At 31.3% G+C, this 13,997-nt stretch carries 12 protein-coding genes and 1 pseudogene; all 13 read right to left on the bottom strand.

The annotated features are described in order from the left end of the window. Positions 1-108 precede the first annotated feature (108 nt). Positions 109-678, bottom strand: coding sequence for a class I SAM-dependent methyltransferase (locus KGF46_RS15445; RefSeq protein ID WP_227828327.1), 570 nt, complete (start codon positions 676-678; stop codon positions 109-111). 183 nt (positions 679-861) lie between these two features. Further along, the gene (locus KGF46_RS15440; RefSeq protein ID WP_227433712.1) at positions 862-1,497 is read right to left on the bottom strand and encodes a single-stranded DNA-binding protein; all 636 of its coding nucleotides are present in this window, start codon (positions 1,495-1,497) and stop codon (positions 862-864) included. A gap of 635 nt (positions 1,498-2,132) precedes the next feature. Further along, a complete protein-coding gene (locus KGF46_RS15435; protein ID WP_227828326.1) occupies positions 2,133-3,014 on the bottom strand; it encodes a TSUP family transporter in 882 nt (293 codons plus the stop codon). A gap of 118 nt (positions 3,015-3,132) precedes the next feature. Then, positions 3,133-4,140 carry a proline racemase gene (locus tag KGF46_RS15430; RefSeq protein ID WP_227828325.1) on the bottom strand — a complete coding sequence of 336 codons (1,008 nt, stop codon included), beginning with the start codon at positions 4,138-4,140 and terminating at the stop codon, positions 3,133-3,135. A 19-nt stretch (positions 4,141-4,159) separates the two neighbouring features. After that, complete coding sequence (locus tag KGF46_RS15425) at positions 4,160-4,642, bottom strand: glycine/sarcosine/betaine reductase component B subunit (RefSeq protein WP_227828324.1); 483 nt, start codon at positions 4,640-4,642, stop codon at positions 4,160-4,162. Positions 4,643-4,659: 17 nt separating this feature from the next. Continuing rightward, positions 4,660-5,127, bottom strand: coding sequence for a glycine/sarcosine/betaine reductase component B subunit (locus KGF46_RS20120; RefSeq protein WP_054271688.1), 468 nt, complete (start codon positions 5,125-5,127; stop codon positions 4,660-4,662). Positions 5,128-5,141: 14 nt separating this feature from the next. Next, a complete protein-coding gene (gene prdD / locus KGF46_RS20115; RefSeq protein ID WP_255287823.1) occupies positions 5,142-5,900 on the bottom strand; it encodes a proline reductase cluster protein PrdD in 759 nt (252 codons plus the stop codon). A gap of 79 nt (positions 5,901-5,979) precedes the next feature. Further along, on the bottom strand, positions 5,980-6,705 hold the full coding sequence (gene prdB / locus KGF46_RS15415; RefSeq protein ID WP_079739805.1) for a D-proline reductase (dithiol) protein PrdB: 726 nt from the start codon (positions 6,703-6,705) through the stop codon (positions 5,980-5,982). A 37-nt stretch (positions 6,706-6,742) separates the two neighbouring features. Then, positions 6,743-7,036 carry a CBO2463/CBO2479 domain-containing protein gene (locus KGF46_RS15410; RefSeq protein ID WP_227433709.1) on the bottom strand — a complete coding sequence of 98 codons (294 nt, stop codon included), beginning with the start codon at positions 7,034-7,036 and terminating at the stop codon, positions 6,743-6,745. Positions 7,037-7,117: 81 nt separating this feature from the next. Continuing rightward, entirely contained in the window at positions 7,118-8,995 is a 1,878-nt protein-coding gene (gene prdA / locus KGF46_RS15405; RefSeq protein WP_227828323.1) for a D-proline reductase (dithiol) proprotein PrdA, read from the bottom strand. A 310-nt stretch (positions 8,996-9,305) separates the two neighbouring features. Beyond that, positions 9,306-9,567, bottom strand: a pseudogene (locus KGF46_RS20400) (D-proline reductase (dithiol) proprotein PrdA); the annotation flags it as partial. 441 nt (positions 9,568-10,008) lie between these two features. Further along, complete coding sequence (gene prdR / locus KGF46_RS15395) at positions 10,009-11,769, bottom strand: sigma-54 dependent transcriptional regulator PrdR (RefSeq protein ID WP_227828321.1); 1,761 nt, start codon at positions 11,767-11,769, stop codon at positions 10,009-10,011. Between the two features lie 359 nt (positions 11,770-12,128). Next, positions 12,129-13,997, bottom strand: a 1,869-nt coding sequence (locus KGF46_RS15390; RefSeq protein WP_227862150.1) for a Cys-Gln thioester bond-forming surface protein, incomplete at its 5' end; no start/stop codon positions are given.

The following is a 13,997-nucleotide window of genomic DNA, read 5'->3' as shown; positions in this document are numbered from 1 at the left end:
CAATTATTATTAACTCATAATTTATTTCCATATCTACATCTCCTTATAACAAAAGACTAGGCTTAACCTAGTCTTTTATATTATATCCATATTTATATTTTAACTCATTTATCTTCTTTTTCCCACATAAATATATTTTAATTTATTTGACTCTTTAATCATACCATCAAAATTTAATCTTGAAAATATATTAAATACTTCATGTGGATAGTGAATCTTTGCTACAGAACCACAAAATTTATGCTTAAGATAGTTTAGTTTAACTTTTAAATTTTTTAAGTTTAAATCTTCTAATATAACCTCTCCATTACCTTTTAAAACTCTTTGTATTTCAGATGAAGCTTTTTCACAATCTGTAATAACATTAAATTGGTCTACTATTATTATCTTGTTGAACTGATTATCATCAAATGGCAAAAACTCTAACTTACCTTTAACTACATTGCAATTTTCATTATATACTAAAGAATAACATACATCTTCATAGTTACTATTCTCTAATATCGTTACAGAAGTACCAAGACCTCTCAGTCTCTTGCCTAGGTTTCCTATATGACCAACAAGCAATATTTTATCCCCTACATTATACTCAATTGTATCTAAAAAACATTCTAATTCATCAGATGTATATTTAGCTTTAACTGGCTGTTTATTTATCTGATATAATATGCTTTTCACAATGCTTCACCTCTTCATTTTCTCAATTATAAATTATGTACAGATTACATTATAATAAATGGCGAGCAACTATTCAAGAGATATTTCATTAGTATTTTTTTAAACAATCTTTATTTATTTTTAATGTATTATTATAGCAAATTTATTAGTTTTTTTGATGAAAAAACAATATATTTTTAATATTTAGTCATTATTATTTTCATCTAATTTTTTTATTTTTGATATAGATACTTCATATGCCATTTTTTTCACTACGTTATCCTCATCTATTTTTTTCTCATACTCTCTACTTTGAACTCTACCCCAAAGCTGTATTCTATCACCAACTTTTAAGTTTTTTGCAAACTTTGCATTTCTTCCCCAAACTATTGATGGTATATAATCAGATTTATTATAAGGTCTGTTTATAGCCACTAATAAATCAGTTATTTCCCTTCCTAAAGGAGTTTTCCTATACACAGGTTCTTTACATACATACCCATCTAGAAATATGCTGTTTGGGTCCTTATTTTCCTCCTCTATAGCCTTTATTTCTCTAACAAATACTGTAAGCACTAATCTATTTTTATTATTTAAGGTTTTATTATATGATCTCAATTGACCTACAACATTGACTAAATTTTGTTTATTAATATCAATATCTTGAAGAAGTCTTTCTGACACAGTCATAGGAAGTGTATCAAAGGAATCACTTAATCTGTTTATCTTTATTTTCACGTTATAAAATTTCTCTCCAAATATCTCATGGCTAAATTCTAGCTTATTGTCTAACTCCCCTCTTAAGTTTACTACGTTATTCTCATCTTTAACAGCTATCATATTTTATCCCTCCACAATTGTTAATTCTTATATTTCTGGTATCAGCTTATATAATAAATATATTTGTGAGTGATGTATTTTATTACAAATCTTTGATTGCTGTTTAAAACTTTTTATTTATTTATAAATTTCATTTAATCTTTTGATTTAAGCCTATAAAATTGTCCTATTATTTATATAATATATTATTTGTTTTAACCAAAATTGATTATTAAATTGCTTCTTATCCACTTTTTAAGTCATATATAACTCAACACTAATTTATACACATAAGCAATATCAATATTTTAAATTAATTCAAACGATTCAGATAATTATCAAGTCATTATAAACTCAATTTTCTTCAGTTATAAGTTATATTCGACTTATTATACTAATATTTTTGCTAATATACATCAATATATTAACTTTTTTATTTCATCTAGCATTAAATTTAAATATTTAATTTCAGTTTACAGCCTAACTTTAGAAAATATAGCTACATTTATACTAAATTTATATATATATTGCATAATTGGCACACTAGTTGCTTTATATAATTATATCTAATAAATAAAAAACTGCCTTAGAACATTAATATTAACGTTCCAAAGCAGTTTATAATTTTTATTGTTAGCTGTAATATTTAATAAATACTAAGCAGTCTTTTTATTTTTATTTGCAGCCATTATCATTGTAGCAGAAGTGTAAGCTATAACTATTATTACTAATGCTTTTAATATATCCATTGGTAAAGTTTTTACTATATATGCCGCTACGAAAACTCCTATTAAACCACAGATAGCTATTATAACTGATGCTTTTTTAGTATATGCATCTTCTTTTATGAACTTCATACTTGCAACTGGCATTAATAATGCACAAGAACCCATAACTATTGGGAACGCAACTTTTGCAGACATTCCTAAGAAGTAAACCATTGCCATACCTGGAGCATATAGACCTATACCAGCTGTCATTAAAGCACCTAATATAAAGTTACCTAATACACCTATTACTAATTTAACACCAGTAAGACCTAATTCATTTCCTCCACCTGGTAATACATTAACCCAAGGATGACCTAATAACATTAATATTGCTGTTAATGCTAGAGTCACACCCATAACCATTTGTATCTTTCTTTCGTCCATTTTAGCTATTATTCCTGCACCTATGTATGAACCAACTGCTGCTGCTACAACCATAGATACTAGAGTTACACCATCAACTGGTATGATTGATGTGAATATAAATGCTTCAGTAACAACTGGGATAGTATGTGCTACGTTTAACGTACCAGGCATTTTCTTATCTGGTATGTTTAATTTTAAAGCTTTTGACATTGCTATTGTTGGAGCAAATGAGCCTATTCCTAATGTATCAAAGAAATCTGTTATAAATCCTGTTACAGCAACTTTTGGAGTACTTTGTTCTTCTAGTTTCCCCTCTTTGTTTGCTTTAGCTACGTCTTTACCAAATACAACTGCAAAGATTGCTGCGAATACTACGTATAATGCCTTTAAGATTGCTACCATAATCCATCCTCCTATTTTTTTATTTTTTTATATATTCTGAATCTTATAGCCTAAAATCTATAGAATAGTAACCAACAAGAGGTTACTATTCTATTTTAATTTCCCAATTTATTTGTTTCTATTTAAGAATAAATCCATGTTTAAGTGGATCTTCTTCATCTATTACAAAATGATTAAATCCAGTTATATAAGCAGAACCACTTATCTTAGGTACTACAGCATTGAAATCTGCAACTTTAGTTTCTTCAACTATTTCACCTTTGAATAAAGTTCCTAATATACTTTCATATACGAATTTTTCTCCTACTTTTAATTCACCTTTAGCATGTAAAGTAGCTAATTTAGCACTTGTTCCAGTTCCACATGGAGATCTGTCAACTTGACCTTGACCAAATATAACTACGTTTTTGTAAGTAGCTTCTGGATGAGTTGGCTCATCATATATTTCAACTAAATCTACAGTTTTTATATGAGCTAAAGTTGGATGTTGTATTTCTATTTTTTCATTTATTATATCTCTAAGTTTCATAGCTAGTTCAGTTAATTTACCAGCATTTTGAGGTTCTATTTTTAAACCTAATTGACTTGCATGTATTATAGCAAAGAAGCTTCCACCAAATGATATATCAAATTTAACTGTTCCAACACCTGGTAAGTCAACTTCAACACCTTCTTTATATAAGAAAGCTGGTACGTTTAAGAATGATACTTCTTTAGCTTTTCCATCTACAACTGTAACATCTCCTCTTATTATTCCTGCTGGAGCTTCCATAACTACATGAGTTACAGGCTCTACTGCTGGAACTACACCTGTTTCTATAGCTGCTGTCATAGCTCCTATTGTACCATGGCCACACATATTAAGGTATCCGCCACCGTCCATGAAGATTATTCCAAAGTCAGCATCTGGACAACAAGGTTGAGTCATTACAGAACCAAACATATCATTATGTCCTCTTGGCTCTAACATTATAGCAGTTCTTAAATAATCTAGATTTTTTTCTAAATATTCTTTTTTCTCAGGCATAGAATTTCCTTTTATGTTAGGTATTCCACCCACAACTATTCTAGTTGCTTCTCCTGCTGTATGAGAGTCTATAGCTTGTATACTTCTGCTAAATTTCATATCAAATTCCCCCTTAGGTTTATTTTGCGTTTTTACGCATTTTTAGTTTTAGAAAAGCTAATGCTTTTTTTACATCAACTTCATCCATGTGATTGTCTCCAACTACTTCTGTTTCTATGTAGCCTGTTGTCTTTTTATAATCAATTATGGTAGCTTTATCTAAATACTGATTAGTAACTACTAAACCATCTGCTCCCATAATAGTAAGACCTACTGTAGGTATGTCTAATTTTACAAACTCTGATATAGCATTTGTAAAATCAATATGCTGGTTTCCTGCCATGTCTAAGGTTATAATCACTCCATCAGGTCTCAATGCTTCAATCCATCTTCCAAGCCTGGCTGATAAAAATGATTTCCATTCATTGTGCTCTGATGTACCAACTACAACTACTCCTAGCAAATCTACGTCAGGATCATTGTCTATTAAATCAAGTAATGGGTCTCTAAAAATCTGAAGTGATGTGTTTTTCATTGATGTAGAAATTCCCACAAAACTCATCCCCTTACTTAAATTTTTTATCCATGTTTTCTCATTTTTAATTTTAAAAACGCTAAAGCTTTTTTAGCATCAATCTCATTTGTGTTGTTTTCTCCAACAACTTCTGTCTCAATACCTTCTTTTGATTTGTTCATATCAACTATGGTATTCATATATTGATTACTTACAACAAATTTAGCTTGAGTACCATTAAATGTCACTCCAACTACAGGTATATCTCTTTTTCCTATTTCTTCAAATGTATTAGCATAGTCAACATGTGAGTTTCCCCAACCATCTGAAGATACTATAGCTCCATCTACTCTCATAGCCTCCAGCCAAGCGGCTGTTCTCTGTCCTACAAAAGTTTTGTTTTCATTTCCATCTGGAGTTCCTACTACTATTACTCCAAGTAAATCTACATCCTTATCACTTTCAACTATATCCAAAAGTGGGTCTCTAAAGTGATGAAGAGATGTTTCTTTTGTTGAAGGTCCTATTCCCATAATATCCACCTCTCTTAAGTCATAGCTCTAAGGGCACCATCTCTATATTCATTAGGAGATATAATCATAGGTACATTTCCCATATCTATAATTGATGTTCCTCCTTCAAAACCACTAGGTTCCTTTGAGAATAACTGATTGTCATACATAGCCCCTTGACCTGCTATTTGTTTTACTATGACAACCTTTTTTGCATTTGGTCGAATTTTGTCAAAATATTCACGAACTTGAGTAGCATTTCTTCCGTCTTCCATTTTCAAAGACGTTCTTATTTCTTGTATAAAATCATCACATGCTTTAAATGCCGCAAGTGGAAGTGTTCTTTCAAAAGGTAAACCTCCCTTAAGAGTTACATCCACATGGATTATATAATCTTCAACTGATGGAGTCCCATATCTACCAAACACCATTTGTTCACTCAAAATTCCTTCTGAAGAACCAAATTCATGCATTTGATTTCCATCTTCGTCTGCACCAGTTAGCATTACGTATACACCAGTTAAAGTATGTGTAATTCCCTCTCCCAATCTGCCTAAAACTTTGGTTGATATTGGTATAATGTCCATAATAGTATTAATTTCCCTATCATAATCTCCAGGTTTTATAATATCTACTTTTATATCTGTTATTAAATCTTCTCTTGCTTTTATTTCATCTATACTTGATAAATCAATTGTAAGTACATCTTTCTTTATAGAAGTTTTTGAACCGAAATTAACTTCATTCATATGAAACGGTTTTATAACAAGTCTTCTCATTATTTTTTCTTCCATAATATCCACCTTTGTTCTTAAAACCCCTCTCCTAATTATGTAGGAGAAGGGTTCTATATTTTCAAATATAAATTACATTTTAAACGTGAGCTTTATATTCGTATGGTAATGGAACTATCTTACCAGCAGATGGTATTGCAACTAATTGCTCTAATGTATCTCTTAATATATGTGTTTGCATTTCTATGTTATGTGGTTCACCAGCATTAGCACCCATTGGAACTAATGGAGCAACTGCTCTAGGAGTTCCGTTTTGTCTAACTACTGGAGGAAGAGCTGCGATTATTATTGTAGGTATTCCAGCTTCCTCTATTGCTCTCTGCACGATCACGGCAGTTCTATGGCAAGTACCTCAGCCAGCTGTCATGACTACACCGTCTACTCCCTCTTCTTTAAGTTTAGCAGCGATAGCAGGACCAGTTTCTTCAGTGAAGACATGTTGGTTTCCTCCACCACCCATGAATGCATAGTGCATAGGAGCTACTGCTTTTATAAATCCTTCTGCAGCTAATTCATGTAATCTATCTATAGGGAACATACAGTTTATATCTTTATTTACATCTCCATTATCGTATCCACCATGTGATACCATCATTTCATCAACTGTAGCTGTGTTAGGTACAGCTCTAAAAGTAGTATCTCCTGCTAGATTAAATCTCTTGTCAGATTTTAAGTGAACACCAGCTGCTGTAGCTAAAGCTATAGTCATATCTTTTAATTCTTTAGTTACAGGAGTCCAAACTGGAGGAGGTGTTATTGGAACAAATATTTCAGATTGAAGTCCTTGTACTGTTGTAAGGCTCATATATTTCCTCTCCCTTCTATTTTCAAACGATTAATTATTATTTTTCTTCTTCTTGCTTCTTTTTAGCTTGCATTTCTGCTTGCTTTTCTTTTTCTCTCCTAATATTTTCTACATACTCATGATTAGGTTCTGGACTTAATACCTCAGGATAGCTTAGCATGAATCCAACCTCTTGACCTATCTTAAGTTCGTAGTCAGTTATAAGCATTCTATTAGGTATTTTAAATTGTCCAAGTCTACCTTTTAGGTCTATAGTTACTCCACCACCCATGATTTCGACTATAACACCCTCATAAAAAGTCTCTGATGAGATATATTTTAATCTATCCATTATAATTTTACCTCTCTATACTTATTTTAAACTTGGATCTAAATTTATATTGTTATCTAAATCTTAGTTATTATCTAAATTTTAGTTTTCGTCTTTTTCGTATATTTCTCTTCTCTTCTTACTCATTGGTAAAGATTGCTCATTATCTTCTAATACTATTTTTTCTCCTGTAGCTTTTTCTATAGCCTCTATGTTATTTAACTTAACATTTGGATTCCATTTTCTTTCAGGAGCTTTAACTTCTACACCTGCAATAGCATTTTTAAGCATAGCCATGATTCTTACAGCTTCTTCTGGAGCTAATGTATTGTTTGATAATATTTCATTTTCTATACCTTGCTTAGACTTGTTATTGTCTACCATGTGAGTCATGTATTTATTACCAACAACTAGAGCACCTTGAACTGCTGAATAAGTTACACCAACTACTGGTATACCTCTCATACCTATTTGCTCTATGTGAGATGCGAAATCTATATGGTTGTTTCCGAAACCTTCAGTAGTTACTACAGCTCCATCAACTTCCATAGCTTCAACTAACATACCTAATCTCTTAGATACATAGAATTTCTCAGCATTTACTTGTGGAGAACCAACAAATACAACACCTACTAAATCTATTTCTTCATCTTGCATAGCTCTTATTACTAATGGCTCTCTCCAGTAATGTCTTGACATTTCTTTTGATGCAGGTCCTATACAAGTTAATGCATGGATACCACCATCTAATACTTCAAGTGGAGATAATACAACTGGCATGTTTCCTAAGTCAACGTTTGGTTGAGCTCCTAATGTACCAACTGGTTCAACTGGTAATATTAAGTTATCATGCATTGCACCTTGTCCCATTATTTCTTTTATAACAACAACTTTCTTTTTACCTTCTCTTCTGTATTGCTCGATTACTTCTTCGTCTACTACTAAAGAGTTGTCAACTTTCTTTAAAGCTTCTCTTATCTCTTGAGTTATATAATCAAAAGCACGGTGAGCAGCTAAAGGTCCTGGTCTTTCCATGTTAGTTCCAGCTTTTATTGTTACTTGACCTTTGATGAATATTTCACCTTTGTCAGCAGCACCTGGTCTACCCCACATTATAGTAGTGTTTAATTCACCTTCTGAAGAACCGAATTCACCTATTTGAACTCCATCTTCATCTGTACCAGTTAATACCATTATAGCTCCATCTATAACTCTTGTTATACCTGAACCTAATTCGCCTTCTTCTTTAGTAGCGATTGGTTGTATATCTAATACAGCCTCACTGTAAGTTTCATACTTATCAGGAGTTATTATTTCTAATTTAACATCAACAACTAATTCTTGAGTGTCATTAGCTTCTTTACATATTTCTGCTGCATTTCTGATGTATAAAGTAGTTCCTTCTATTTTAGTTTCATCAGCAAATTCAACTTTGTCTATTTTAAAGTGTTTTTTAGTTAAGCTTCTTAATAATTTCTTTTCTTCAGCTTTTGGAGCTACTTCTGCTACTGCACCTGCTACTGGAGCAGCAACGTTTGCTACTGGAGCAACAACTCCTGCTTGACCAGCTACTGATAAAGGTATTTCTAAGCTTATATCTTTACCTTCACCTATGTGTATTTTAACTGTTTCACCTAAAACTCCTGTGCTTACTGGCACTACTGCTTCTAAAGTTGCTGGAGCTTCTTCTACTACTGCTTCTTCTACTACTTCTTTAGCTTCTCCTGCTTTGTATCCTTCTACATTTTCTGTAGTCATTGGAGATAGAGCATCTAAAGTTTCTTTTAACTTAGCTCCTAGTACTTGACCTATAGTTAATCCATTTTCTGGTATTGTTAATAATCCAGAATCCTCTAAGTCTGCAAATATTGCTGGATCTTCTAAGTTTTCTGGTGCTATTATTGTTCCCGCTTCAAATCTACAACAACATACTGCTGGGTCATTTGCATGGGCTTGAGCTGTTTCTAAAGTTATTGACATAGTATAAAATACCTCCTTACATTATTTTCTTATTTATTATTTTAAATCTCGATTCCTCAACAGGTAACCCCTTAACTGAGGAATCAAGTAAATTAAAACCGGCTTTAATAGTTATATTTTGACTATTATTTTTGTGATACTACTCCCATTTGAGCAGCTATTGTCAAAGGTATTTCTAAGTTTATATCTTTACCTTCTTTTATGTGTATTTTTATTACTTGACCTGTTGTAGCTTGAACTGTCGCACCTTGAGTTGGTGTTACTTGAGCTACTGGAGCTTCTACTTCTTTAGCAGATTCTTCAGTATCTGTTTCTGCTACTTTATATCCTTCTACATTATCTGTAGTCATTGGAGATAATGCATCTAAAGTTTTTGTTAATTTAGCTCCTAATACTTGACCAACTGTTAAATGATTTTCTGGAATAACTAATAATCCTGAATCTTCTAAATCTCCAAATATTGCTGGGTCTTCTAAATTTTCTGGTGCTATTATTGTTCCTTCTTCAAATCTACAGCAGCATACTGCTGGGTCATTTGCATGGGCTTGAGCTGTTTCTAAAGTTATTGACATAATAAAATGCCTCCTTCATTTGATTTTAATTTATATTGATGCCTCAACACTCTCAATAATTAACATATTTACTGTTCCCTACTAACAGCCCAAAGTGTCAAGACCTTTTAACCTACATAAATCATCATAATTAATACTATTTTTTTCTCATTTGAAGTCACTTTATATATAAGCAATTCCTATGCCAACTTATTAACAAAAAGATATTTTCTATAATACAACCTTCCTTTATCGCTATTTTTAGCCAAATATTATATAAATATTTATTTACAATACCCTGTTTTTTATGTTTGGAAACATTTTCTCAAAACAAAAAAAGTGTCAATTAATCAACACTTTTTTATTTTTTTTAACACAGCCACATATATCACACTACTCCAAGCATTGATTTTGCTTGGTTTGAAATTAAAGATTATTATTTTGTCAAAATTTAGTCACGTGTCATATTTTAGACACATCTATTTTATACTGATCTATCTTATAATATAACGTTGTTCTTGGTATGTTTAATATTTTAGCAGCCTTAGCTTTATTTCCATTAGACATTTTAAGTGCCTTTGTTATATTTTTTACTTCAATCTTTTGAGTAGCTTTCGTCAAATCTAGAGGATATTCTTCTTCCTCCGTATTGTTATTTCTAGAATCCATCATATAGCTTGGTACATCATCTACTTCTATTCTAGGATTTTGGGATAAGACAACAATATTTTCAATTGTGTTTTTCAATTCCCTTATATTCCCTTTCCATCTATAATTTTGAAATATATCAATTACATCTTTACTTATTGTAAGAACAGGCTTATTATTTTGTTTGCATATTTCTTCCAAGAAACTATGCACTAATAATCCTACATCTTCTTTTCTCTCTCTAAGGGGTGGTATTTTTATTTCCACAACATTTAATCTATAATATAAATCTTCTCTAAATTTTTCTGCTTTTACCATTTTTTCTAAATCTTTATTAGTAGCTGATATTATTCTAGGATTTATTTTTATTGTGGTATCTCCACCAACTCGTCTTATTTCTTTTTCTTGCAATACTCTAAGCAATTTAGCTTGCATACTAAGAGGTAAATCTGCGATTTCATCTAAAAATACTGTCCCATCCTTCGCAAGTTCAAATATACCTATTCTACCTTTTTTACTTGCTCCAGTGAATGCACCCGATTCATAACCAAAAAATTCGCTTTCAAATAATTCATTTGGTATAGCACTACAGTTAACAGGTATAAATTGACCTTTTCTCTCACTATAATCATGAATAGCTCTAGCAAATACTTCTTTACCTGTACCACTTTCGCCCCAAATGAATATACTACTGTTGGTTCTAGCTACTTGCTTTGCAATCGCTTTCGATTTTTCCAATTTATAACTTTTACCTAAAATCTTGTCAAAGCTACCTTTAGATAAATTTTTTACTTCATCTTTTAAATATTTTAATGTATCATTTACTTTCTCAAGTTCAAGAGCTAATATTTTAGCTTCTGTAACATCTACTTCAGTACATACAACACCAATAAATTCTTCTTTATAAAATATAGGATTTGCATGAACTAATGCATACATGTTTTCTTTTTTGTCAGTAAAATATAAATCACTCATACCGACTTTACTATTCAATACTTTTTCTGAAATAGTATTTTCCAAAAACTCGTTCATCGGTCGACCCACTATGTCTTCAGACTTTATATCATACCTTTCTTCCATAAAATTATTCCATAAAATTACAACACCTTCATTATTTATAGCACAAATTCCTTCTTTAATCTGACCTATAATGTATTTTAAAGTCAATCCATAATCTTCTAAGTGCATGTATAAATAATCTCTAATATGCTCTTGTTTCAAGACACCAATAATTTTATTATCTCTAAGCACAGGAAGAATCCCTATATTTTTTAATATCATTATATCTCTACACTCATCTAAGGTTAAGCCTTCACTGACATATATAACATCTTTTTTCATTATAAGTTTTACTGGTTGGCCTTCATATTTCTTATGCATCTCATAAAGATTGTGTATATCAGTCATAGATATAATGCCTTTTAATTCACTAGATGAATCTATTACCATTAGAGTTTTTGTATTGCTTCTTATCATTTCTTTTATTGCACTTTCTATTTTTGTGTCTTCGTCTATAGTTGTAAATTTTGTATCCATTACTTCTTCTACTTTTTTTACTTCTGGTATCGAAAACATAAAGTCCCCCCTTTATAGTAGTACCTCATCAAAACTTATTTATACATATTTATTCTAGCATATTATAATAATAATTTATTGAATAATTAATATTAAAATTTCTTAAGAGATTAATATCTAAATTTGTATAATCCCTAAAATTGATATTTAATTCATACAAATAAAATGAAATGAATTATATACTTAGTACATTACTTTTTCAATACTATCTTCACCTTCAAACCATTTTTCTATTCATAAAACAGTCAGTGTATACTTTAAAATAAGTTATACTTACGCAAAAAAAATTGTCTCAAAACGATTTTTAAATCAATTTGAGACAATGTATTTTTAAACTTAATAATAAATAATAATCTAGATTAATTTTTTGCTCTTTTACATTGATACCCTAATCCACAAATTGCAATTATACCAATAAATACATATGACATTATTTGAGTTTCGTCACTTGTTTTTGGCGATTTTACCACAGTATCATCTGTTGGTGGTACTGGTGGGTTTATCACAGTATCATCTGTTGGTTTTACTGATGTATCTACCACAGTATCACCTGTTGGTGGTACTGGTGGATTTACCACAGTATCATCTGTTGGTGGTACTGGCGGATTTATCACAGTATCATCTGTCGGTGGCACTGGTGGGTTTATCACTGTGTCATCTGTCGGTGGTGATGGATTATGTCCATTTGAGTCTCCTCCTCCTGATGGTGGTACTGGTGGATTTACAGTATCATCTGTTGGTGGCACTGGTGGATTTACATCTGAGCCTCCATCTGTTGGTAAACCTATATTAAAGTTAACTTCTTCACCATTCTTTTGTTCTATTGTATAGCTCAATAAATTTTGTTTACTCATTGGTAATAAAGATGAATGGTCTTTCTTTCCAAAATCAAAAACTGACTTATAATATTGAATAGCTTTAGGGAAAATATAATCATAAGATACCGCAGAGATATTAGCCTTTACATCTGGCTTTTCAACACTTTTAAGTATAAATTTATGTTGTGTTGAAACTTCTACTTCACCTGTACCTATTATATTACCATCTTCGTCATAAGCAGTTACTCCATTTGGTAATCTTAATTTAACTACACCACTATAACCCACTAAAGCTATAGCTTTTGTTTCATAAGTTCCATCCTCATTTTTATCAAATTCAATATCAGTTGAACCATTGCTTAGGCTAGGTTTTCCTGTATCATCTGGCTTTAGTTGTTTATGACCTGCTTCTAACAATGCTTCTAAATAAGCTTTTGTATTTATTGCTTGTTCTTTACCTTTTTGATATTTAGCTTTTTCTTCTTCAGTCTTTGCACTTTCTATAAGTGTATCATAAAGGTTTATACTTCCTTGATATTGTTTAAGTTTGGCTTGTTCATCCACTTGTCCAAGTATAATCCATATTGCACTTTGAGTAGCTGAATGAACTATATAGTCATTCTCTTCTCCACCCAAGTTAAATTGTTGTTTATATCCAAATCCATCAAATTCAGAACCTGCATAGATTATAGATTTAACTGCATCTTCATTTTGATTTTCTTGACCATTAAAATCTTCTGCTGGTAAATATGGACTCTTACCATCACTAGTTGGAGATTTTAAATGATTATTATAACAAAAAGCAGTTTGTTCGCCATCTTCTCCATCTATAATATATTTGTTATCTTTAGTACTTGCACCTATAAGACCCTTTACTATGTAATCAAAAGTTAGCGTCTTTGTAACATTATCAAATCTTATATCATAATAAGGTCTATCTGAACCATCTTCTTTTAGTAAGCATGTATTTTTTACTTTTGCTTTTTTATCATACCATAGATGTATATTTTGATCTTTTGAAGTAAGTACTTGTCTAATTTCTGATTGTTCATCTTTTTTTACAGAGTCTTCATCTTCCCAGAAATTATATACAATTTTATTTATCTGAGATAAAGTCATATCAAGAATTTTCTCAATATTATGCTTTAAGTTCATTTCTTCTACTACTAGTTTTTCTTCTGGAATTTGTTCTTCTAAAGGCTGTTCTCCTTCTGGAGTTTGACCTTCTGATGGTTGTTCTCCTTCTGGAGTTTGTCCTTCTGATGGCTGTTCTCCCTCTGGAGTTTGTCCGTCTGATGGTTGTTCTCCCTCTGGAGTTTGTCCATCTGATGGTTGTTCTCCCTCTGGAGTTTGTCCGTCTGATGGTTGTTCTCCCTCTGGAGTTTGTCCGTCTGATGGTTGTTCTCCCTC

This window comes from Clostridioides sp. ZZV14-6153 (genome assembly GCF_020657855.1).
Lineage (GTDB): Bacteria > Bacillota > Clostridia > Peptostreptococcales > Peptostreptococcaceae > Clostridioides.
The sequence above is the reverse complement of the archived record's forward strand: the minus strand, read 5'-3'. Positions and strand labels throughout refer to the sequence as shown.